The 23,961-nt window shown below is 47.0% G+C and carries 19 protein-coding genes and 2 pseudogenes; 7 read left to right on the top strand and 14 right to left on the bottom strand.

The window, feature by feature from the left end:
- The first annotated feature begins 161 nt into the window (after positions 1-161).
- The 3 genes from nasD (at position 162) to cobA (ending at position 4,436) form a co-directional block, all read left to right on the top strand.
- Complete coding sequence (nasD, locus tag BAMF_RS21940; protein ID WP_013350961.1) at positions 162-2,579, top strand: NADPH-nitrite reductase; 2,418 nt, start codon at positions 162-164, stop codon at positions 2,577-2,579.
- A 30-nt stretch (positions 2,580-2,609) separates the two neighbouring features.
- Positions 2,610-2,930: a nitrite reductase small subunit NirD gene (gene nirD, locus BAMF_RS21935; protein WP_013350960.1), complete on the top strand. Its 321-nt coding sequence runs from the start codon at positions 2,610-2,612 to the stop codon at positions 2,928-2,930.
- Positions 2,931-2,996: 66 nt separating this feature from the next.
- Positions 2,997-4,436: a uroporphyrinogen-III C-methyltransferase gene (gene cobA, locus BAMF_RS21930; protein WP_013350959.1), complete on the top strand. Its 1,440-nt coding sequence runs from the start codon at positions 2,997-2,999 to the stop codon at positions 4,434-4,436.
- Positions 4,437-4,482: 46 nt separating this feature from the next.
- Here cobA and BAMF_RS21925 read toward each other — a convergent pair whose 3' ends face one another.
- The 9 genes and pseudogenes from BAMF_RS21925 to BAMF_RS21885 all read right to left on the bottom strand — a co-directional run bounded on the left by BAMF_RS21925 (position 4,483) and on the right by BAMF_RS21885 (position 15,276).
- A complete protein-coding gene (locus BAMF_RS21925; protein WP_013350958.1) occupies positions 4,483-5,493 on the bottom strand; it encodes an NAD(P)/FAD-dependent oxidoreductase in 1,011 nt (336 codons plus the stop codon).
- 198 nt (positions 5,494-5,691) lie between these two features.
- On the bottom strand, positions 5,692-6,927 hold the full coding sequence (locus tag BAMF_RS21920) for a PucR family transcriptional regulator (RefSeq protein ID WP_013350957.1): 1,236 nt from the start codon (positions 6,925-6,927) through the stop codon (positions 5,692-5,694).
- A gap of 157 nt (positions 6,928-7,084) precedes the next feature.
- On the bottom strand, positions 7,085-8,506 hold the full coding sequence (putP, locus tag BAMF_RS21915; RefSeq protein WP_232469724.1) for a sodium/proline symporter PutP: 1,422 nt from the start codon (positions 8,504-8,506) through the stop codon (positions 7,085-7,087).
- 123 nt (positions 8,507-8,629) lie between these two features.
- The gene (gene pruA, locus BAMF_RS21910) at positions 8,630-10,177 is read right to left on the bottom strand and encodes an L-glutamate gamma-semialdehyde dehydrogenase (RefSeq protein ID WP_013350955.1); all 1,548 of its coding nucleotides are present in this window, start codon (positions 10,175-10,177) and stop codon (positions 8,630-8,632) included.
- Between the two features lie 18 nt (positions 10,178-10,195).
- Positions 10,196-11,107, bottom strand: coding sequence for a proline dehydrogenase family protein (locus tag BAMF_RS21905; RefSeq protein WP_088030667.1), 912 nt, complete (start codon positions 11,105-11,107; stop codon positions 10,196-10,198).
- Positions 11,108-11,294: 187 nt separating this feature from the next.
- Positions 11,295-12,080, bottom strand: coding sequence for a nucleotidyltransferase domain-containing protein (locus tag BAMF_RS21900; protein WP_013350953.1), 786 nt, complete (start codon positions 12,078-12,080; stop codon positions 11,295-11,297).
- 70 nt (positions 12,081-12,150) lie between these two features.
- Positions 12,151-13,107 (bottom strand): cephalosporin C deacetylase, encoded by a 957-nt coding sequence (cah, locus tag BAMF_RS21895; protein WP_013350952.1) that lies wholly within the window; start codon positions 13,105-13,107, stop codon positions 12,151-12,153.
- Between the two features lie 173 nt (positions 13,108-13,280).
- Entirely contained in the window at positions 13,281-13,841 is a 561-nt protein-coding gene (locus BAMF_RS21890) for a shikimate kinase (RefSeq protein ID WP_013350951.1), read from the bottom strand.
- 123 nt (positions 13,842-13,964) lie between these two features.
- Positions 13,965-15,276: pseudogene (locus tag BAMF_RS21885) on the bottom strand (MFS transporter).
- 212 nt (positions 15,277-15,488) lie between these two features.
- On the opposite strand from BAMF_RS21885, the gene BAMF_RS21880 reads away from it, so the two are divergent.
- Entirely contained in the window at positions 15,489-16,280 is a 792-nt protein-coding gene (locus tag BAMF_RS21880; RefSeq protein WP_013350950.1) for a sugar phosphate isomerase/epimerase family protein, read from the top strand.
- A 33-nt stretch (positions 16,281-16,313) separates the two neighbouring features.
- Here the strand turns inward: BAMF_RS21880 and nadE are convergent, their stop codons facing one another.
- Positions 16,314-17,132 (bottom strand): ammonia-dependent NAD(+) synthetase, encoded by an 819-nt coding sequence (gene nadE / locus BAMF_RS21875; protein WP_013350949.1) that lies wholly within the window; start codon positions 17,130-17,132, stop codon positions 16,314-16,316.
- Between the two features lie 131 nt (positions 17,133-17,263).
- Positions 17,264-17,860, bottom strand: a complete 597-nt coding sequence (locus BAMF_RS21870) for a DUF1989 domain-containing protein (protein ID WP_013350948.1) — start codon at positions 17,858-17,860, stop codon at positions 17,264-17,266.
- Positions 17,861-17,983: 123 nt separating this feature from the next.
- On the opposite strand from BAMF_RS21870, the gene BAMF_RS21865 reads away from it, so the two are divergent.
- Positions 17,984-19,330: an amino acid permease gene (locus BAMF_RS21865; protein ID WP_013350947.1), complete on the top strand. Its 1,347-nt coding sequence runs from the start codon at positions 17,984-17,986 to the stop codon at positions 19,328-19,330.
- Here the strand turns inward: BAMF_RS21865 and BAMF_RS21860 are convergent.
- Both BAMF_RS21860 and BAMF_RS21855 read right to left on the bottom strand, forming a co-directional pair.
- The gene (locus tag BAMF_RS21860; protein ID WP_013350946.1) at positions 19,314-20,075 is read right to left on the bottom strand and encodes a YqcI/YcgG family protein; all 762 of its coding nucleotides are present in this window, start codon (positions 20,073-20,075) and stop codon (positions 19,314-19,316) included. The genes BAMF_RS21865 and BAMF_RS21860 overlap by 17 nt on opposite strands.
- A gap of 67 nt (positions 20,076-20,142) precedes the next feature.
- Positions 20,143-20,772: pseudogene (locus BAMF_RS21855) on the bottom strand (LysE family translocator).
- 337 nt (positions 20,773-21,109) lie between these two features.
- Here BAMF_RS21855 and BAMF_RS21850 point away from each other — a divergent pair.
- Entirely contained in the window at positions 21,110-21,775 is a 666-nt protein-coding gene (locus BAMF_RS21850; RefSeq protein ID WP_157862695.1) for a MerR family transcriptional regulator, read from the top strand.
- Positions 21,776-21,832: 57 nt separating this feature from the next.
- On the opposite strand, the gene BAMF_RS21845 is transcribed toward BAMF_RS21850, so the two are convergent.
- Positions 21,833-22,294: a MarR family transcriptional regulator gene (locus BAMF_RS21845; RefSeq protein WP_013350944.1), complete on the bottom strand. Its 462-nt coding sequence runs from the start codon at positions 22,292-22,294 to the stop codon at positions 21,833-21,835.
- Between the two features lie 113 nt (positions 22,295-22,407).
- Here BAMF_RS21845 and BAMF_RS21840 point away from each other — a divergent pair, with 113 nt between their 5' ends.
- A complete protein-coding gene (locus tag BAMF_RS21840) occupies positions 22,408-23,940 on the top strand; it encodes an MDR family MFS transporter (RefSeq protein ID WP_013350943.1) in 1,533 nt (510 codons plus the stop codon).
- Positions 23,941-23,961 lie beyond the last annotated feature (21 nt).

Here is a 23,961-nt window from a genome sequence, read left to right as displayed (position 1 = left end):
CCCGGTTTTAAGATGTGCGCCGTACGAATCAGCCCCATATAATTTTTCATAAAATTTTTAGATTTTTTCGTATTTTTTGTTACATTTCATAACATGCATCTTAAATATTTGTTTTTGCTGTGCTACGCTAAAAAAAACATAGATAAGGAGCGGATCATCTGATGGGAAAAAAACAGCTAGTCCTTGTTGGAAATGGAATGGCCGGGGTAAGAGCAATTGAAGAAATACTGCGTGTTTCAAAAGACGAATTCGAGATTACTATATTCGGGGCCGAACCTCATCCCAACTATAACCGAATCCTTCTGTCAAAAGTGCTGCAAGGCGATACAGATATTAAAGATATTACGTTAAACGATTGGGACTGGTACAAAGAAAACAACATTCAGCTGCATACCGGTGAAACAGTCATCAAAGTGAACCCGGAAAGCAAAACCGTCATCACAGATGCAGACAGAATCCAGCCTTACGATGAACTCATCCTGGCGACAGGCTCCGTACCTTTTATCCTACCGATTCCGGGCGCGGATAAACAAGGTGTCACTGCTTTCCGGGATATTAAAGATACAGACACGATGCTCGCCGCGTCAAAACAATATAAAAAAGCAGCCGTCATCGGCGGAGGACTGCTGGGTTTGGAAGCCGCGCGGGGACTGCTGAATCTCGGCATGGACGTGTCCGTCATCCACCTCGCCCCATTCCTGATGGAACGCCAGCTTGATGCAGCGGCAGGACGCCTGCTGCAAAACGAATTAGAAAAACAGGGCATGACCTTTTTACTTGAAAAGCAAACTGAAGAAATCCTCGGCACTGACAGTGTTGAAGGCGTACGCTTTAAAGACGGCACAATCATTGAAGCTGATTTAGTCGTCATGGCCGTCGGCATCCGCCCGAATACACAGCTTGGCGCAGAAAGCGGCATTCCGGTTAACCGCGGCATCATTGTCAATGATTATATGCAAACTGAAATCCCGCACATTTACGCGGTCGGCGAATGTGCCGAGCACCGCGGAATCGCATACGGACTTGTGGCGCCGCTCTATGAACAGGCGAAAGTGCTCGCAAAGCATATTTGCGGCATCGAAACAAAACCGTATGAAGGTTCCGTTCTCTCCACTCAATTAAAGGTATCAGGTGTCGAGGTGTTCTCTGCCGGTGACTTTAACGAATCAGAGGACAAAAAAGCGATTAAAGTGTTCGATGAACAGGATGGCATCTATAAAAAAATCGTCCTGAGAGGAAATCAAATTGTCGGTGCTGTTTTATTCGGCGACAGCAGCGAGGGCGGCCGCCTGTTTTCAATGATTCAAAAAGAAGCCGATATCTCCGAAACCTCCAAAATATCAATTTTACAGCCTCTTGATCAGGAAGCAGGTACAAGTATGACCGCGGCGATGAGCGACGATGAAATCATCTGCGGCTGCAACGGCGTATCAAAGGGCGCGATTATTCAAGCCATTCAGGAAAAAGGCTGCACATCCACGGACGAAATCAAAGCATGCACCGGGGCATCCCGCTCATGCGGAGGCTGTAAACCGCTCGTTGAAGACATTCTTCAATACACACTGGGATCAGAATTTGACGCATCCGCGCAAAAAGAAGCGATTTGCGGCTGCACCTCATTGTCGAGAGATGAAGTCGTAGAAGAAATCAAAGCCAAAGGGCTGTCACATACGAGAGAAATCATGAACGTGCTCGGCTGGAAAACGCCGGAAGGCTGCTCCAAATGCCGGCCTGCCCTCAACTACTACTTAGGCATGATCAATCCGGCTACGTACGAGGATGACAGAACTTCCCGATTTGTGAACGAACGGATGCACGCCAATATTCAAAAAGACGGAACATACTCCGTCGTTCCCCGGATGTACGGCGGTGTGACCAATTCCACAGATCTTCGCAAGATCGCCGATGTCGTCGACAAATACGAAATCCCGCTCGTGAAAATGACCGGCGGCCAGCGAATTGATCTCATCGGCGTGAAAAAAGAAGATCTTCCGAAAGTATGGGCCGAGCTTGATATGCCGTCAGGCTACGCGTACGGAAAAACGCTCCGCACGGTAAAAACGTGCGTAGGCGAACAATTCTGCCGCTTCGGCACGCAAGACTCCATGGCACTGGGCATTGCGCTGGAGAAAAAATTCGAAGGGCTCAATACACCTCATAAAGTCAAAATGGCCGTGTCTGCCTGCCCGCGGAACTGTGCGGAGTCCGGTATTAAAGACCTTGGCGTCGTCGGCATCGACGGCGGCTGGGAGCTTTATGTCGGCGGGAACGGCGGAACTCATTTGCGCGCCGGTGATTTGCTGATGAAAGTGAAAACAAATGAAGAAGTCTTAGAATACGCTGGTGCTTACCTTCAGTACTACAGAGAAACGGCAAACTATCTGGAGCGTACATCCGCATGGCTGGAGCGCGTCGGTTTATCTCATGTCCAATCCGTGTTAAACGATCCGGAAAAACGGCAGGAGCTCAATGACAGAATGAATGAGACACTCTCTGTCCATAAAGATCCGTGGCAATACTTCCTTAATGATAAAAAAGCTTCTAAAGATTTATTCGAAAATGTCGTCACGACTTCATAAAGACAGAACAAACAGTGAGGGGGAACGGACATGGTTAATAAAGATATGACAAAGGTTTGCATAGGCAGATTAAACGAATTACCTGAGAAATTAGGAAAAACCGTATATGTAGAAGATAAAGAGCTTGCCGTATTTAAGCTTTCCGACGGAAGCGTCCGAGCCGTGGAAAACCGCTGTCCTCATAAAGGCGGCGTCCTGGCTGAAGGCATCATCAGCGGAGAATACGTTTTCTGCCCGATGCATGACTGGAAAATCTCCTTAGAAGACGGAAAAGTCCAAGAGCCGGATCATGGCTGTATCAAAACATACGATACATTGATCGAAGGAGAGAATGTATACCTCCTGTATTGATCAAAGAACCGGATCACTTTTTCAAGTGGTCCTTCATTTTTTAAATTGTGAAGGGATGAAGCCATCATGAAAAACGGAATCGTATATTTTGTCGGTGCAGGACCCGGAGACCCGGGGCTGATCACCGTAAAAGGAAAACAGGCTCTGGAGAAAGCGGAGATCATTTTGTATGACCGGCTCGCAAACCCAAAGTTTCTTGAATATGCCTCACCGGAATGCCGGTTCATCTATTGCGGAAAGCTGCCCGACCGCCATTTTATGAAACAGTCGGAGATCAATGCCCTGCTGATTGAAAAAGCGGCGGAGGGCTTCACCGTAGTCCGCTTGAAAGGCGGAGATCCAAGTGTGTTCGGCAGAGTCGGCGAAGAAGCAGAGGCGCTTCATCAGCACGGCATCCGCTACGAAATGGTGCCCGGCATCACCTCGGGAATCGCAGCGCCGATGTATGCGGGAGTCCCTGTCACCCATCGTGATTTCGCTTCGTCCTTCGCCATGATTACCGCTCATGATAAATCATTACAAGGCAGGCCGAATCTTGACTGGGAAGGGCTTGCCAGAAGCGTTCAAACGCTTGTGTTTTACATGGGCGTTAAAAATCTGTCATTTATATGCCGGAAGCTTATGGAGTACGGAAAATCCCCTTCCGTCCCTGTACTCGTCATTCAATGGGGAACATGGGGGCGGCAGCGGAGCATAAAAGGAACGCTTCACGATATCCATGAAAAAGTACAAAGCCGTAAAATCACCAACCCTGCCATTATTGTCATCGGAGATATCGTGAATTTTCAAACACATAGCTGGTTTGAAAGCAAACCGTTCATCGGCCGGCATATCATGGTGGTCACCCATGGCGATGCTGAACATACATTGACAGACAAGCTGCGGGAGTATGGCGCCGATGTTATCGAATGGCCGAAGCGGATCATTAAAAAAATGCCGGTCAACGAAACCATCCTAAAACAGATCGGCACCTTTGAACATATCTTTTTCACATCACGCCTTGCCGTCTGTGAATTCTTTGACACATTGGCTTTCAACCAAATCGACATCCGCCGGGTGACCGCAAACCTGAATGCAGCGACTGAAGCGGCACAGAAGGAACTTGAAAAACGGGGCTTCCTCCTATCAGAATATCAAAGTGATTCTCCGCATTCACTCATTGTAGGGAGCCGTCAAGCGGCAGTAAACATGCCAGACTCAGAATCATGCCCGTTTTATGTCACCCATGAACATATTGCAGATGAGCGGTTCACTTCCATGATCGAACGCACGATCAGTGAGTCCCCTCTGCAAATGATTATCTGTCCGGACAAAGAAGCCGCTCAGCATTTGATCAGCGCGGGAAAAGAGATCGGCATATCACCGAACCCGTCGGCAAACCGCCCTCCTGTCGTCTGCATGGGCGAAGACGTGCCCGCCGGTTACGGATTTACCGCCGTGAAAAATCAGGAACAATTATTTGCGTTTATACGAAATGAAATGAAAGAAGTGCTCCTTCACAGCTGATGCGCTTTATCTGACCCCCGGCCCAACAGCGGAGGTCAGTCCCTTTTTATTGTGTCACCAATTTTTTATGATGAGTTGAATACATCGCCATATGATCCGCCTGCGGGTCCAAATATGCTTTGGCGCTGTTGACGGCGGTCGGCCCCTCAGTGAAACCGCCGGCTATCAATCTGAGTTTGCTTTCATAATACGCAGCGTCACCGGCAACAAACACCCCCGGAAGGTTCGTCCGCATATGTCTGTCAGCTTTAATTCTGCCTTCTTCAATCTCAAGCCCCCAATCCTTCATCGCACCGAGATCAATTTTAAACCCGTGGTTGATAATGAGCTCATCAAGCTTGATGTCTTCAGAAAGGCCGGACTCAGTTTGGCAAACGGTGACGCTTTCGATCCGTTCTCCTGTGCCGTTAATATGCTTCAAACGATACGGCGCAAGCACCCGCACGGAAGACCGCTTCATTTTCGCGACGCTGCTTTCCAAGCCGCCGAACTCCTCACGGCGGTGCAAAACGGTAACAGACGCCGCAATCGGTTCCAGCTCATTCGCCCAGTCAACCGCGGTATCTCCCCCTCCGGAAATCACGACATGCTTACCTTGAAACGCATCCAGCTTCTCCACTTTATAATGAAGGTTCTTCCCTGAATATCGGCTCGCATCCGCACTGTTAAGTTCATTGACCTCCAGCGTCCCCATGCCGACCGCCAAGATCACGGTGCGTGTATAGTGCTTTTCCCCTTCGGCACTTTCCAGCACAATGGTTCCGTCCTCCAGCCGTTCAAATCCGGTCACCCGCTGATTCAACACGATATCCGGCTCAAATGTCGCCGCCTGCTCCTTCAACTGCTTAATCAGCTGTTCCCCGGTGATCCCCGGTATTCCGCCGATGTCACGGATGATTTTTTCAGGGAAAAACATAGACACTTTCCCTCCGAGCCGCGGCAAAAACTCGATCACCTTCGTTTTCAGCTCGCGCATCCCGCAATAAAAAGCCGCAAACAGGCCGACCGGGCCTCCGCCTATAATCGTGACGTCATACACCTCATGATTTTCCGCCATTATTCTGCCTCCCGTTTATATCTATACTTAAAAAGTTTTAATTGAGAATCAATATCAATAAAAAGTATAACATACATCGGGGAGCGGTGTTTATTCATTTCTCATCACGGAAAAGGAGAGATTCACAAGCGCGGTTCAGTGAGAGTTGACAGGCGGGAGGGATTAAAGCTGAAACCAGTACGGCGACTGGTTTCTTTTCTATTTCTTTTTCATCAGCATAATATCGAGATACAGCTGACACCTTGTTCTGAAGTCGTTTAAATCAATTGAAGTCATGTCAAGAATCTGTTTGATACGGTAGTTCAATGTGTTTTGATGAATAAAAAGCTGTTCTGCGGCTGGTTTTGTTTTGCAGTTATTGAGGAGATAGATTTCTAATGTTTTCAGCAGTTCGGTACTGCTTTCTCTGTCTTTGGCTTTTAATAAAGCTAAATCATAGTTTACATATTCCAGTGAGGCGTTTTTTTCTTCGATGCTTTCAAGATAACGGTAAATCCCGAGCTTACTGTATTCATACGGGATATTTTCCTGGTTCCCGGTAATTTCGGCAGCCTTTATAACTTCAAGGGCTTCTATATAACTTTTGCCGAGCTTCAGGATGCTGCTGTATTCATTGCCGATTCCGATATAAATTGGAGTGGGGATCTTCTGAAAGTGAAAATGAGTCAGCAGTTTGTGGATGAATTCAGATGCTGCCGAAGTGCCGGAGCTTTTTTGCGAGAAGCTTGCGACGACGATGACAATATTGGAATCGATGGTTAAAACATGACTCACTTTATCTCGCAAATTCAAGTACGATTTGATATTTTCCTTCACATCTTCGACTGCCTCCCCATCTCCATTTGCGGCATGGAGGACGACTACTGAAAAGACCGACGGCAGCACGGCGTTCATCTTTTCTGCCTCCCGCCTGAACTCCTTTTCAGAGGAGAATTGCTGAAAAATCGCCCGCTTCACAAGGTCTTCCGCTCTCTCTTCCTTTTCCTGTTTCACCCGGTTCGTTTTATGGATGATTTTCCCGACATGAAATGATGTTTCATATAAAAAGTTGAGCTCTTCGTCCGTCAGGTTGCGGTCGAGCTCCTGAATCCAGATGTAACCCATCACTTCCCCTTTATGTTTAGCGCTTACAACCACTCTCTGATTCAGGCCGATACTGTCTATTTTTTCAACACGGAACGGTTCAGGAACGGTTTTCAGTTTTTCGATTACCCCGTCCTTCAGAAACCTTTCAAAAATCTGCACGGGGCATTTTTTTGAGAAGATCGTCTGCTGGTTGGCGGAGTCGAAGTGATTAATGTAATAAGAATTATAGGCAAGCAAAAAGAAATCCGCGCTTTCCAGAATGACGGGCTTCTGCAATTCATAACTGATGAAATCAATTAATTTATCAATGTCCGTAAATGAAAAAACTCTCTCTAAAAGCTCTTCCATACCTATTTCTCCTATGCTCTTTTTATCTTTATCATACTCTGCGGGGTGACTTTTTGTATAGAAAAAAATTCATATATTCCCAAAATAGTATTATCCGGAGGCCTGTATCATGAAAAGAGGAAAAAGGGCGGTCCCTTCTTCCTCTCGTTCTTTGCTTTTATTGAGAAAGTGTATCACGGTACTCATGAAACTGATCTGTGACATCTTTTGACGGAGCCTGTGTCAATAAGCTGACGACAAATACAGCAGCAAGGCTTACAGCAAAGCCCGGAATGATTTCGTACAAAAAGCCTGAAAGACCGGCATTCGCCCAAATGATTACGGTAATCGCTCCCGCAATCATGCCGGCGAGTGCCCCCCATTTCGTCATCCGTTTCCAAAATAAACTGAGCAGTACGACCGGCCCGAATGAAGCGCCGAATCCCGCCCATGCATAGCTGACAAGGCCAAGTATCGTGTTGTTTTTCTCCCATGCGAGCACCAATGCGATGATGGACACCGCAAGTACTGCCATTCTCCCCAGAAATACGAGTTCCTTATCAGAAGCCGAACGCCTGAACATGGATTTATACAAGTCTTCCACTAAAGAACTGGACGTAACGAGCAGCTGAGACGAAATCGTACTCATAATGGCAGCCAAAATCGCAGAAATGAGAAATCCCGTAATAATCGGGTGGAACAGAATATTGCCGAGCTGAATAAAAATGGTTTCCGGATCAGCCAGCTTCAATCCGCGCTGATGGTAATACGCGATTCCCGCGAGCCCCGTAAACAGAGCGCCGAGTGCAGATAAAATCATCCATCCCATTCCGATCCGTCTGGCGCGTTTGATCTCTTTCACAGATGTGATCGCCATAAAGCGCACAATAATATGCGGCTGACCGAAATAGCCGAGCCCCCACGCAAATAAAGAAATAATGCCTAGAACGGTCGTTCCTTTGAACATATTAAACAGTTCCGGGTTGACTGAACGGATATCGGCAACGGTTTCTCCCGGGCCGCCCGTATGAAAAATTGTCACAATCGGCACGAGAATAAGCGCCGCAAACATAATGATCCCTTGGACAAAGTCCGTCCAGCTTACCGCCAAAAAGCCTCCGAACAAGGTGTAGGCGACAACGACGCCTGTCACGACCCACAGCCCCGTGTGGTAATTCAATCCTAAAATGCTTTTGAATAAGACGCCTCCGGATACCATGCCGGATGATACGTAAAATGTGAAAAAAACGAGAATGACAAGACCCGAAAACAGCCTGAGAAGCTTCGTGTGATCGCCGAAACGATTTTCAAGGAAACCCGGAATGGTAATGGAATTTCCCGCTTTTTCGGTATACGTTCTCAGTCTCGGTGCCACGAAAAGCCAGTTCGCCCATGCTCCGAGCACAAGTCCGATGACAATCCAAGCGCCGCTTAGCCCCGTTGAAAACATGGCGCCCGGAAGCCCCATTAAGAGCCATCCGCTCATATCCGCCGCTCCCGCGCTGAGCGCTGTCACGGCAGGGCCTAAAGAACGCCCCCCGAGCATATAATCCGTCAGATTTGACGTCCGTCTGTAGGCGTAATAACCGATAAACAGCATTCCCGCCATATAAATACAAATGGAAATAATCAACTGAATGTTTGCTATGGCATTTCCTCCTCCGTTTTATATGTTTATGGTGAAATGGACACCCCCCGCGAGGAGGTGCCCATTCAGTCCCGCTTAAAACATTTCACTGATTGTTTTCGCCTGCATGTGAAGGGCCAAGTAATCCGGGCCGCCCGCTTTTGAATCCGTTCCGGACATTTTGAAGCCTCCGAACGGATGGTAGCCGACAATCGCTCCCGTACAATTGCGGTTGAAGTACAGGTTGCCGACATGGAACTCCTGTTTCGCCCGTTCAATATGTTTGCGGTTGTTTGTGATAACCGCTCCTGTCAAACCATATTCGGTATTGTTTGCCACTTCCAGCGCTTCATCAAAGTTTGACACTTTAGAAAACGCGACGACCGGACCGAAAATCTCTTCCTGCATGAGTCTGGCTTTCGGATCAAGGTCAGCGAAGATCGTCGGCTTGATGAAGTAGCCTTTTGAATCATCTCCGGTGCCGCCGCTGACTAAACGGCCTTCTTCTTTTCCGATTTCAATGTAGCTCATGATTTTGTCGTAAGAGCCTTGGTCGATGACAGGGCCCATATACACGTCAGCGCTGTCAGGGCTTGCCGTCACTTTTGATTCAGTGATTTCGATGACACGCTCAAGAACGGCATCGTATACTTTTTCATGCACAACCGCACGGGATCCGGCAGAACATTTTTGTCCCGCAAAGCCGAATGCTGATGTGAAAATGGATTGTGCCGCCAATTCAATGTCCGCATCCTCGTCAACAACAACCGTATCTTTACCGCCCATTTCAGCAATGACGCGTTTCAGATGCTGCTGCCCCGGCTGCACTTTTGCCGCGCGTTCGAAAATTCTCGTACCGACTTCACGTGATCCCGTAAACGTAATGATGCTTGTTTTCGGGTGATCGACGAGATAGTCTCCCACTTCCGCTCCGCTTCCCGGCACAAAGTTGACAACGCCCTTCGGAAGGCCTGATTCTTCAAGCACTTCTACGAATTTTGCCGCGATGACAGGTGTCGCGCTTGCCGGTTTAAGAACGACCGTGTTGCCCGTTACAATCGGTGCCACTGTCGTTCCCGCCATAATTGCAAAGAGGAAGTTCCATGGCGGAATGACGACCGTTACGCCTGTCGGTGTGTAGACATATTGGTTCTTTTCGCCTTCGTGGCTGTTGACCGGCTTGCCTTTTGCCAATTCAACCATCTGGCGCGCGTAGTATTCCATAAAGTCGATGGCTTCCGCCGTATCCGCATCAGCTTCGTTCCAAGGCTTTCCCGCTTCCTTGACGAGCAGGGCGGAGAATTCGTGCTTTCTGCGGCGGACTTTGGCAGCCGCGCGGAACAGAACGGCCGCTCTTTCCTCAGGGGATGTGTATCTCCATTCCTCAAACGCTTTAGCGGCTGCTTCGATTGCCTGCTCGGCATGCTCCTGAGATGCCTTTGACACTTTTCCGACGACTTCTTCTTTGTCTGCAGGGTTAATGGATACGATTTTTGCTTCCGTCTCTACTTTTTCACCGTTGATGACGAGCGGATAATCTTTTCCCAGATATTCGTTTACAGTCGCAAGCGCTTTCTTGAATTCTTCAACGTTTGATTGATCTTGGAAATTCGTGAATGGTTCGTGTTTATAAGGTGTAGTCATTGTCATCTCTCCCTTTTTTTACTTCTTTGTCATTCCTTTAAAGGCGAATGCGATGTTTGAGGGGCGTTCAGCGAGCCGTCTCATGAAATAGCCGTACCAGTCATCGCCGTAAGGCAGGTAGACTCTCATGTTGTATCCTTCTTCCACAAGGCTGAGCTGGGTTTGCGAGCGCATGCCGTACAGCATCTGAAACTCAAAGCGGTCGTTCGGAATGCCGTGCTCTTTGACAAGCTGCTTTGTAAAATCGATCATCTTGTCGTCATGCGTGGCAATTGCCGTATAATGTCCTTTTAAAAGCTGTTTGCGGATGAGTTTTTTATAATTTTCATCTACGTCGCTTTTTTCAGGATAGGCCACCTTTTCCGATTCTTTATAGGCTCCTTTGACAAGGCGCAGAAACGGGTTCAGCGGGCCAAGGTCATCAAGATCCTTCTCCGTTCTGTACAGATAAGCCTGTACCACGGTGCTTACGTATTCATACCGGCTTCGGAAGTCTTTAAAGATATCCAGCGTTTTCTGGCATCTCGTTTCATCCTCCATGTCAATCGTCACCATGACTTTATGTTTTTCCGCTGTCTGGAGGATTTTCGTCATATTTTCATAGACGAGATCGAGATCTATATCAAGACCTAAAGACGTCATTTTTAATGACACTTGGGAATTCAGCTGTTCATCAGCGATTAAAGCGATGGTCTGCATGCACTCCTCGGTGCGCTCCTTTGCAACATCACCGCTGTTGACAAATTCCCCTAAATGATCGACAGTAACAGACAGCCCCTGGCTGTTCAAATGTCGGATTGTCGGGATAGAACTGCGGAAATCCATTCCTCCGATGATTTTGCCGGCTGCCACGCGGCTTCCCCAGTTTCTCGCCATCTTATTGAGAAAGCTGCTCTTGGACAAAAATAAGAAAAAATCTCTTGTAATCACTTCCAACCTTAACACCCCGCAATCTAAGAAGTATTTGTATGAGTCTATTGTAAATGGACAAAACATCCTCTCACAATATTCTAAAAATACAAAGATTCTGATAAATTTTTGTGGTTTTACCACAATCAGCTTCTTAGAGAGCAGGCGGTTTATGCCGAAAAAAGGCGGACGGAAATGACAGAAATCGTCAATTTCCGTCTTTTTGCTCCCACGCCTCTTCGACGGTCTGAATCAATAGCTGATTCAATTCTTCCGTTATATCGGATTTCGGCGTTTTTATCGTTTTGGCATATAGCCCGATGCGTTCTATTTCCTCTTCTATAAACGCGTGAATGATCGTATTTTTGGGTTCCGGAGCCAGTTCCTGACCGCTTTTTTTCCTTGTAAGCAAAGAATTGATTTCAGAAATGAGCGATTCATCCGTCAATAGGGCATCCGCCAGTACGGGAAAAGACATCGGAGGCACGGAGCTGAACGTTTCAATCCACCTGCAGGCGAGGAGAGGCCGCAGGACATAAAAGTACTTTTTAATCTTCACTTCACCGCCCCGCAGTTCCGTTTTTTCATTCCGTTTTGCCATATTGAGATAATGATGGATGCCGGCTTCGGGCGAGAAGGCGCGGGTTTTCAGTTTTCGGAGCTTTTCAGCCGCCGAGAAAGCTTCGTAATAGATCATCTCAGAAGAGAGCCATTCCAAAAGAGGCGGATTTGATTTTTTAAAGAGCCGCAGCGCTTTTCTCAATTCCCAGCCGCTGATGTCAAGCATGTCATGGATCGGCTCTTCTATGACATCCCTATGCGGTTCAATGGAAAAGTACCATTCTTTTTTCGGCACATAGAGAAACCGTACATCGTAGTCGCTGTCGCTTGACGGAAATCCCCATGCGCGGCTTCCCGATTCTACGGCGTAAAGCACCTTAACGTCGTGCTGTGCCTCAATTCGTTTTAATTCTTCGATGATCCTTTGTTTCATTTGTATCCGTCCTTTTCCGTCATCATTCATGAAAAAAGCCCAAATGTAAAACTTGGGCTTTTCGCTTTTATCAGCCTTTCAGATGCGCTTTCAGAAAGGCCAGCTTTTCCGTATGGAAAGAAGGTATGTACTCATGGCCGAAATACCGGTAAACCTTCAATTCTTTTTCTGTTTCTAAATGATTGTAAGCGGCAAATACCGTAGACGGCGGAGTCACGCGGTCAATCAGTCCGATGGACATGAGAACCGGAGCCTTTACGCGGTCTGCCAGATTCATGATATCAAAATAGGCCAGTGTATTCATCGCGGTCTTCTCTGTCTCCGGGCTGCCGTTTTTTCTGAAAAAGGAGTTAATCTCAAGATACGGCTCATCAAGAGCGACATCAATCGCCCGCTCAAAATTGCTTAAGTAAGGATAATCGGCTGCAACCGCTCTCGGAATGTCGGATAGTGCCGCCGCGGCGATTGAAAGCCCGCCTCCCTGACTCCCGCCGATAACGGCGATTCTCGTTTCATCGACTTCGTCAAAGCCGCTGATGACTTCCAGAGCCCGTACGGCGTCCAAGTACACTCCGCGGTAATAATATGTATCTTTATCTAAAATTCCTTTCGTCATCCAGCCGGGAACGTGTCCGTGCGGTGAGACGCTTGTATCTGTGCTGCTGTGCTGGCCGCGGACAAGCATGCCGAACGCAGCATATCCGTGCAGCGCCCAATTCACGATATCATGGATGTCCCCGTCATAGCTCGCGTTGTAGCCGTGATATTTCACGATGGCCGGATGCGGTCCTTTTCGGTCGGGAACGGCGTACCATCCCTCAATTTCCGCCTTGCCGAAGCTCCGGTATTTCAGCCGGAATACTTTAACGCCGTCAGCCGGATAGCTTTCAGGCGTCAATTCAGGCTTTGCCTTTTCCTTTGCAAGCTCATGTAATGATGATGCCCAAAAATCCGCAAAGTCATGAGGTGCGGTTTTATTTGGTTTATAGGTTTGCAGTTGGTCAAGCGGCAAGTCGTATAATTGCATATCCGATTATTCCCCTTTGTTTTATAAGATTTAATTTTCTGACTCTATCTTAACACGATTTCACACTTATTTTCTAAACATTTTTATAAATAATCGGCGGGCGCATTCACTTTTTATCAAACGTTTGTTTAAAATAGAAAAACGGCCGTGCGCTCACAGCGTCACGGCTCTTTTTACATCGGCTGATACAGGTCCCAGCCGATTTTTAACGTTTCGACGATATAATCGGCAATTTCTTCAGGTTCCAGATTATCCGTCGCGACTTTTGAATTATGTTTATCATAGATGCTTTGGCGCTCGTTAAAGAGCTGCTGCATTTCCTCCATGGAACGGTTATGCAGAACCGGACGGCTTTCAATCAGCAGGTCAGCCCGCTGCTTCCAATTCTCCCATGACAAATCAAGATGGAGCACGAGACAGTTTTCAAGGCAGCATTGCCTGATTTCCTCTTGTTTAAACGAACCGCCCCCAAGCGACACGATCTTGAATTTCGTATTGCGGCAAATATCTAATATATAATCCTTTTCAGTCTGTCTGAAAAAGGCTTCACCCTTTTTCTCAAACATTTCGGGAATGGACATATTGAAATCTTTCTCAATCTGCAGATCAATATCAATGAAATCTCTGTATAATTTTTTAGCGACCAGCTGGCCGATTGTTGTCTTTCCGACACCCATGAATCCGATCAGTACGATATTTCTTTCTCTTACGGGAATGGCACGTTTTGCGTTCATCTTCGGCGAAATCCTCCTAAGGAATGAAAAAGTTATGTTTATTATATGATAATTCAATATTGAAATATAGAGATAATCAATGAAAGAAAACCCATCCCAACAAGAAGAGATGAGTTTTTCTTTCTATCGGAGCGTAATGCGTTCGACCTTTCCGACAATGAAAATATAAGAAAACGCCCCGATAAAAGCGACAGCGCCGACAAACAGAATCGCTCCGTTATATGAACCGGTCGCGGAGACGATAAACCCGATGATAAGCGGTGTGATGATACCGGCCATATTGGCGAAAAAGTTAAACACGCCCCCTGCCAATCCGATTGTCTCGCTCGGCGCCACCTCACTCAGCATTGTCCAGGATATATTGGACATGCCCTGCGCGAAAGAAGCAATGGATAGAATCGTCAAAACCGCAGGAGAAGAATCCGTAAAATTCGCGAGAACGATGGTGCCTGTCAGCAGAAGACCGAGGATGACAGGCGTTTTCCGGGCAACGTTCACCGACACGCCCCGTTTCATCATGCCGTCAGACCAAAATCCGCCGAACAATACGCCGAAGAAGGCAGCGATATACGGGATTGATGCGGCGAAGCCGACTTTTAAGAAGGCCATATGCTTTGCCTCCGCCAGATAAGTCGGAAACCATGTCAAAAAGAAGAACAGCGTGGAGGCTACGGCGAATTGGCCGATATACAAGCCGACAAGCTTGCGGTACTTAAGAAGCTGGACGAAATCCGCCCACGTGATCCTGCCGGCTGATTCAGACACCTCTGTCAGTCCGCCTCCTTCTTTAATATAATCAAGCTCCTCCCGATTCACTTTCCGATACCGGTTCGGCTCCTGATACATCTTAAACCAGAAAAATGGAGAAAATAAGCCCGAGCGCCCCCGAAGAAATAAAGACGGCGCGCCAGTCAAATGCCGTCAAAATCCAGAATAATACCGGTGTGGCGAATGCGAGCCCGACATATTCCCCCGCCGTATAAACACCCGTCGCAAAGGCGCGTTCACGCCTTGGAAACCACGTCGTGACAATCCGGTTGTTTGCGGGAAACGCAGGCGATTCAGCCAGCCCGATAATCAGGCGGCAGCCGAATAAAAATCCGAAACTGGCTGCAAAAGCCTGTACTCCCGTGAAAACCGACCAGACAAATAATGAAATTCCGTACGTCCGTTTTGACCCGAATTTGTCCAGAATGAGTCCGCCCGGAATCTGCATTCCCGTATAGGTCCAGCTGAACGCGGAAAATACGACGCCCAAGAGCGCGGGGCTTATATGCAGCGATGTCTGAATGGACGGGGCGGCGATGGATACACTGGCACGGTCTATATAATTAATCGCAGTGATAAAAAACAAAAGAACCAGTATCACATAACGAGCGCGAGTCGGTTTATTGCGGATGGGACTGAAGTCCGTCAGCTCCGTTTCATTTTTCAATGGCTTCTCCCCCTTACTCGAATGACATCCATTGTACAACACTTCGGGCAATTATTTAATACTTTGACGCAAAAAAGCACTAAACTATTTATGTGCGAATGATGCAGGTGAACCTCCCTCATAAAAAAAGTGTTTACCCTTTTCATCTGTTTATCCGTATCGTACCCGGGGAAAAGTACACATATGATAGACAGTTAACGGGAGGATTACCGATGAAACTGAGCTTTTGCACGACGGGGTCTAAAAAAAAGCATATTCTCGACGTCATTTCTTTCGCGAAGGAGCACTCCTTTGACGGCATCGAACTGTGGTACGGCCACATCAAACAATATATTAAGGAAATCGGCCCGCTCGACAGGCTCGATCAGCAGCTTCAGGAGGAGGGCATCGAGGTGCCGGCTGTCAGCTTGTACACTGACTTCGTCTCTCAGGATGAAAGGCAGGCATTAAAAGATGTTCAAAGAGCATTAAGCGCGGCACGGCAGCTTCACAGCCCCTTGATCAGAGTCTTTGCGGGCAATCTGGCTTCGCACCGGACGTCACCGGAAAAGTGGGAGCGTGCGGTTGATCAATTTCAGGAGGCGGCACGGCTCGCTGACAGTTATGAAGTCGATATCGGGCTTGAGATTCATTACGATACGTACGCGGATACACCGGAGGCGGCGCTGGCATTTTTAGAGGATGTCGGACATCCGCGGGTCCGCATCATTTTTGACGGCTCCAACCTTCACGTCAATCACATTGACCAAATGACCGCTTTGGAAAAACTGTATCATACCGTCAGCCATATTCACTTAAAAAACTATCATTGGAACTTTGACAACTGGTATCTCAGCAAGCCGGTGCCTGTGCTGCAAGGTGATTTACAGCAGGAACCCTTGCTGAATGAACTGATGAACAGGCAATACGGCGGATTCGTGTCACTCGAATACTTCGGTCGTCATGCTGAAGTGCATATTAAAGAATCTCTGAATGAGATGAAACACTGCTTTCATAAGAAATAAAAACCTCCCTTTCAAAAGGGAGGTTTTTTATTTCTATTTCCACCAATCATCAAACATCGATGCAGGCACCTGGCGCTTATGCTCCGAACTGAGGTAGCGTTTTTCCAGCGCCTCAATTACTTCAGAAGAAACGTCCTTGCCTTCTAAATAGTCATCAATGTCATTGTATGTGATGCCAAGTTCGGTCTCGTCAGTCTGCTGCGGTTTGTCATCGAGCAGATCAGCCGTCGGTAATTTTAAATACAGGCGTTCCGGCGCGCCGAGCTCTTCTAATAAACGTCTGCCCTGGCGTTTCGTCAGGCCCGTAAGCGGCAGCAGATCAGCTCCGCCATCACCGTATTTCGTGAAGAAGCCGGTCACAGCCTCAGCCGCATGGTCAGTTCCGATGACAAGCAGCCCCTCTTGTCCGCCGACGGCATATTGAGCGATCATTCTCATTCTTGCTTTTACATTTCCTTTGTTAAAGTCAGACAGCTGATCGCCGGTTTCTTTTTTGTACTGATCGGCGAACGCGCTGACAGCGGGCTTAATATCATACGTCCATGATTTATCAGGCTTAATGAATTTGAGCGCCATTTGAGCGTCATCCTCATCCTGCTGTGTGCCGTGCGGAAGACGTACGGCGATAAATTCCGCGTTTCCGCCTTCCTCTCTGATGCTCTCAGCCGCCATTTGGGCGAGGCGTCCCGCAAGCGTGGAATCCTGGCCCCCGCTGATGCCGAGCACAAAGCCTTTGGCACCTATTTTTTTCAAATATTGTTTCAGAAAGTTCACTCTGTCCTCAATTTCTTGTTTCGGATCAATTGAGGGCTTTACATGGAGATCATTCATAATTTGTTTCTGGATGCTCATCCCAATCACTCCTCCTGCATTGTTTCTTTTGATTCATTTCCCGTTCATGCTGGAAATGAATCATGCCACTATGTACGACTCTGTTAAATATAGCACAGGTGCAGATTTTAAGTGAATCAAATACACCGGGATCAGCTGATTTCCACCCGCAGCGCAGTGATGCTGTCGCCGTTGCATTTTCCTTTTTCAATCGGGCAGGAGGAAAACGCGACGACAAGATCCATTTCCGCACGGAGCCGTACATAATCGCCTGCGTCGGACAGGGGCGTTTCGACTGACAAGTTCCCTTTCTCATCAAGCACCGTGTTCATGAAAATGGCGAAAGGATAATGCATATGCGGCCGCGGCACCCCGAATTGCTCAAGCGCCCCGCTCATATTGTCATAGCACGTATCCTGGAGCTCGTCTTTATGCTTTCCGTATAAAAGCCTGTTCATATCCGGGCGGCAGGCGGGGAGCAGCAGGTCATGCTTGCCGACTGTATCTTCAATCAGCGTCAGCATCGGCTTGTATAAATTAGAATAAATATGATCGCCCGTTTTCACATTGATGGACTGGTTGGCATCAATCGTCGCACCCTGATCAAGATGCTCATAAAAGTCCTTGGCATGATAGGCCGTAAAGTCAGCCACCTGCTGTCCTTCCACATCGACTACTTTTATAATCTGCCCTTTGTGAACCTTCAGGCCGAGCCCTTTTTTCGGCGGTACGATAAATTGCTGTGTCATCAGACTGCTCCTTTTTTCTTCTATTATGAACCCCGGCCGTTTGTTTCATGTAAAGCAATTAATTGGATGTATATTCCCGTTCTGCCGGCCGCAATCTAAGCTTTGATAAAGGGGTTGAATTTCATGGGTAAATCACAGGACCAGCCTAAAGGAAATCTCGCTTGGTGGCAGCTCTCCTTAATCGGCGTCGGCTGCACAATCGGGACGGGCTTCTTTCTCGGGTCCAGTATCGCTATTGTCAAAAGCGGATATTCCGCGCTGATCTCATTTCTGATTGCCGGACTCGGCACCTATTTTGTCTTTGAGCAGCTCGCGAAGCTTTCGGCTAAGCAGCCCGAAAAGGGGTCTTTTTGCGCTTATGCGAGAAAGGCTTTCGGCTCTTGGGCAGGCTTCAGCAACGGGTGGGTGTACTGGTCGTCCGAAATGCTGATCACAGGGAGCCAGCTGACAGCGATCTCGCTGTTTACGAAGCATTGGTTTCCGAATGTGCCGCTGTGGATCTTCGCCTCCATCTATGCGGTGCTCGGTCTTTTGATTATTTTTACGGGGTTGTCCGTTTTTCAAAAAACGGAGCATGTGCTCGCTGTTGTAAAAACGGCGGCGATTTTTATGTTTATCGTCATCGCCGTCTTGGCGCTGTGCGGTATATTTTCACACAAGCCGGATGTGCAGGTGCCGAATGATACAAAGGATTTGTTCCCGCACGGAGCGATGGGGTTATGGACGGGGCTGATTTATGCGTTTTACGCTTTCGGAGGAATTGAAGTCTTGGGGCTGATGACCGTACATCTGAAAAAGCCGGAGGAAGCTTCAAAATCAGGCAGACTGATGCTCATCGTTCTTGCGGTGATTTACGTTATTTCTCTCGGCCTGGCGCTGCTGTTGATCCCGCTCGCCAAATTCACCGAACAGGACAGCCCGTTTATTTCGTCGCTGAAGGGCTTTCATTTAGATGTCATTCTTGATATTTTTAACGGGATTTTTATTATTGCGGGATTTTCTACGCTCGTCGCCTCGCTGTTTGCCGTGACGACATTGCTCTGTACAATGGCTGATGACGGAGACGCGCCGAAATGCTTCAGATTAAAAGAAAACAAAAAGATCTGCTGGCCTGCGCTCGGATTGACATTTGCCGGGCTTATCGTCTCCATCATACTGTCATTGGTGCTGCCGAAAAATATATATGAACACATGACAACCGCGGCGGGTCTGATGCTTCTTTATACGTGGCTGTTCATTTTATTCTCAAGCAAGAAACTGACCGAACCGACAAAGATGGGAACCACACAGATTTTTATCGCCCTCTTGCTGATCATCGCGGCCGTCTCCGGCACGCTGTTTGAAAAATCAAGCCGGCCCGGTTTTCTGGTCAGCCTTTGTTTTCTCGCCATCATTGCAATCGTGACATGGATCGTACAAAAAAAGCAGGGACACAGCCCTGCCGGATCATTGCTTATTTCGTCGGTTTAAACAATCTTTTCAAGTAAGAAAAGGGACACTTTGACACTTGCGTCTCATCATCACGGAGGAAATATTGCTTCCATTCTAAATTGTCTTTTCCTCCGTACCACCCCAATCGGGGATGAAGAGGGGCTTCGTCATATGCTTCTAATCGTTTTCTGATCAGCCGGCTCATATTGCGTCCGAACACGGTTGAATCGTTTAATCCTTCGAAAACCCATCTTGGCTGAAACGCCAGCATAAAAAACGGAAAGCTTCTGCTTTGTCTCGCTTCATGCGCAGGCGTTGCGCACAGAATAAAATACGGCTCGCCGTCAAAGCAGAACTCCCATTTATAATGTTCAGGATCTTCCGGCATGTCTTCCGGCCAGTCTTTCGGGTCGCAGCCGCTCAGCCGCTTTAAGAAAGACCAGAACAGCTCTTCATACTCCTCAATGGAACAGTGCTCGGCTAAATCCTCCGGCGTATCAAAAATCACAAGCAGCGACGCGTATCTTCCGGTATCCCTTGAGATCTTTCCGTACTCGGACAGCAGCAGTCCCACTTCCTCCGGGGTTTCCCGATCACGAGGGTCACCCGCGAAGGATATCCGGAGCTGATCTGTCAGAAATCCCTGACGGCCGGGAATGCACGGAAATGTGTCCGCTTCATCGCCTACCTTTTCTGATAGTAGCTCAAAAGCGATCCTCTGCCAATTTGGCAGATTCAATAAATTTTCCTCAAGGCAACTTTTTGTGTACAGCACGCTTGCCATCTGCCCACCTCCAGTATCGTCATGATACGTTATGATGGAGATAGGCGATGAGTGACTGTTCTTCTCTTTATGAGATGAGCATCTGAATCCCCTGCCATCCGAAATAAAACCCAAAAACGATCAAGGACACACCTGCCGCTCCCGTCAGCCAGCGAAGCGCTTTTTCATGAAGGAGATTTCTGAAAGTGCTCGCGGCGATCGCCATACAGAAATCCCAGATCAAAATGCCGAGAAGAATCCCGGAGCTGTAAATCAAAAGCTGGTTCGCATCGAAGGATTCAGCGGTTTTGGCGAGAATGCTGCCGTAAATGCCGAGCCAAAATAAAATGCTCAGCGGATTGGAAAGAGAAATAAAAAACCCCGCGCCGAATGTTTTGTAAAATGCCGGTTTTCCTTTTCCGCTTCTGACATTCATGGCTTCCCTTATAATTTTTTACGTCTCGACTCCCGTATAGGTCAGCACGAAAAAACCGAAGAGCCACAAAAACGTTTTAACAAATGGAGCCGTCAAAAATTGAGACAGCCCGAAATAGATCAGAATCATATAAAGCCCGTCTGCCGCCATGGCGCCAAGACCGAAAATCCATGCATGCCAAAAGCCGTTTTTGATGCCTTTGTCAATTTGCGCCGCATTGACCGGGCCGACAGGTGCTGACAATGACAGCCCGAGAACGATGTAGCTTAAAAAGATGTTCATTGGCTTCCTCCTCATTCATGCAACTTGTACAAATTATTCATAAATGGGCCGGGCTATGCAAAAAACAACACCTAAAGTTTCGAACTTTAATGAGTATTTAAATCTTTATCAAGTATAACTTAATATCGGTTGTCCTAAGATCCTTTTATATATATAATATTACCCATCAAGTTAGCTACTAAAGTTACGAACTAAAAATCTTGAGGAGTTTTAATGATGTTAAATGAATACGTAAACCTAGACAATGACATAACTATTATATTTTGTAAGCATAAAAAGTCTGGTGAGCAAAATGAAATATACATAGATACACATGACCTACCACAAGTTTCTAGCATTGAAGGTAGATGGAGCCTTAGCAGGGACAAAAGAGGTTTTTATTTCGTTACGACGGACGTTTAGTAATGGTAAGCAGTTAAACTTAAAACGTTTTATACTTGGGCTTTATGAAAAAACAACTAATAACACTCAACAAGTAACATTTATTTCAGATAACTTCCTAGACTATAGAAGGTGTAACCTTTTCTTAGCAAATAACCCTAAAGAGTTAAACAAAAAAGAAACAAAAATAAAGCTTAAAAAACTGGCAAAAAAAATACCTGTTATTGATAAGAGCGGTACACCAGCTCCAATGAATAATTCCAAAATTTTTTTTACAACTAGAGAAATCAGCGAAAAAATAGGCACAGACCAATGGAATATTAGAAAATGGGCAAAGGTACATAATATTGTACCTAAAAAAAATAAAGCAGGACAATTATTATTCACGAAAGAACAATTTGATTTATTTTCGAAACTTAAAAATACAAGCAAACGGTTAAATTCTCAAGAACAACCTGATACTAAATCACACAATAAACAACTTGAAACTTATAATATCTTTCACGGTCTAACCAACAAACAGGTTGTCGCTATTAATCAGAATACAGGAAAGACTGACTACACGTTCAAAGACATCAATGAATTCAATTTACTAAGAAAAATTTTCAAAAATATCGATTGAATAAAATATTAAGAAGCCTAATAGAAAATTTCTGTTAGGCCTTCTTTGATTAGTTATTTATTTTAATTTCTCAAGTTCATCTTCCATAATATCCGTCACTTTTTTGAGAAAATCGAATATCAGATGCAATTCTTCTTCTTTATATTGCCGGCAAAGGCTGACCGTGGACTGGGATAAGGAGCTGAACAATTGCTTCACATTCGCTTTTCCCGCTGTCAGCGGCACAATGATCACCCGCCGTTTGTCTTCGGGATCTTTTTTCCTCATGACATATCCCGCTTTTTCAAGCCGGTCAATGAGCGCCGTTACCGAGCCTGTGCTGAGGCCGGTTTTTTTCCCAAGCTCACCCGCGGTCATCGGGCCTGCTTCATTTAAAATATCAGCTGATTTCAAATCGGTCGGAAACAGACCGAGAGATTGAGCGGCCGCCTGATGAAAAAGGATTGTCCTTGTGGCCATCTTCCGGAATAACTGTATGGCGGTTTCCTCCGTCTCGCTTCTGGTATTTCTTGTTGACAACTGACAGGCCTCCCTATAAAATCAATTTATCTTGACGATCAAGATAATTTTCGGCAAATCTAATATGATCATAGCAAATTTAATGGTCAAAAGTAAGTATAGGAGGAAAAAGCATGGAACAAACAGCCGCGAAGGACGCCTCGACAAAGTTTGTCGTCATCGGTCTTTTGCTGGGCATTTTAATGTCGGCTATGGATAATACAATCGTTGCCACTGCGATGGGAAATATCGCGGCGGACCTCGGAAGTTTCGATAAGTTCGCGTGGGTGACGGCATCATACATGGTAGCCGTTATGGCCGGTATGCCGATTTACGGAAAACTGTCCGATATGTACGGACGGAAACGTTTCTTTTTATTCGGTCTTATTCTTTTCTTAATCGGATCCGCATTATGCGGAATCGCCCAAACAATGGACCAGCTCATTATTTACCGCGTCATTCAGGGAATCGGCGGAGGCGCGCTGATGCCGATCGCCTTCACGATTATTTTTGATTTATTTCCGCCGGAAAAACGCGGAAAAATGTCGGGTATGTTCGGTGCCGTTTTCGGCCTGTCCAGCGTTCTCGGGCCGCTTTTAGGCGCGCTCATTACCGACTCCATCAGCTGGCACTGGGTGTTTTACATCAACGTGCCGATCGGCATTTTATCACTGTTCTTCATTCTTCGTTATTATAAAGAATCACTTGAGCACAAGAAGCAGAAAATCGACTGGGCCGGCGCGATTACGCTGGTGGTTTCCATTGTCGGTCTGATGTTCGCTCTTGAGCTCGGCGGAAAAACATATGATTGGAACTCCGTTCAGATCATCGGTCTGTTCGCTGTGTTCGCCGTGTTCTTTATCGCCTTTTTTATTGTGGAAAGAAAAGCGGAAGAACCGATTATTTCATTTTGGATGTTTAAAAACCGTTTATTTGCCACCGCTCAGATTTTGGCTTTCCTTTACGGAGCCACATTTGTGATTTTGGCGGTGTTTATCCCGATTTTCGTTCAGGCTGTGTACGGCAGCACCGCGACGAGCGCGGGCTTTATTTTGACGCCGATGATGATCGGTTCTGTTATCGGAAGTATGATCGGCGGGATTTTCCAAACGAAAGTGCGGTTCCGTAATTTGATGCTGATTTCCGTGGTCGCTTTCTTTATCGGAATGCTGCTGCTTTCGAATATGACTCCGGATACGGCGCGTACGATGCTGACGGTATTCATGCTGATCTCCGGATTCGGCGTCGGCTTCAACTTCTCATTGCTGCCGGCAGCGTCCATGAACGACCTTGAGCCGCGCTACCGCGGAAGCGCCAACTCAACAAACTCGTTCTTAAGATCATTCGGCATGACGCTCGGTGTGACGATTTTCGGAACCATCCAGACGAATGTATTTACAAACAAGCTGACAGATTCTTTCAGCGGCATGAAAGGAGCGGGCGGCGCGATGCAGAACATCGGAAATTCCCAGGAAATCTTCCAGGCCGGCACGCGCGCTCATATTCCGCCGCAGATTCTGGATAAAATTATTGACGCAATGTCGCAAAGCATCACATATGTATTTACCCTTGCTCTGGTGCCGATCGTCATTGCAGCCGTTACCGTTTTGTTTATGGGAAAAGCGAGAGTGAAAACCTCTCAGGAAATGGCGAAAAAAGCGAATTAAAAAAAGCAGTACATGGCGTTT

Origin of the sequence: Bacillus amyloliquefaciens DSM 7 = ATCC 23350 (genome assembly GCF_000196735.1) — a bacterium.
GTDB lineage: Bacteria > Bacillota > Bacilli > Bacillales > Bacillaceae > Bacillus > Bacillus amyloliquefaciens.
This window is presented reverse-complemented; position numbering and strand designations above follow the sequence as displayed.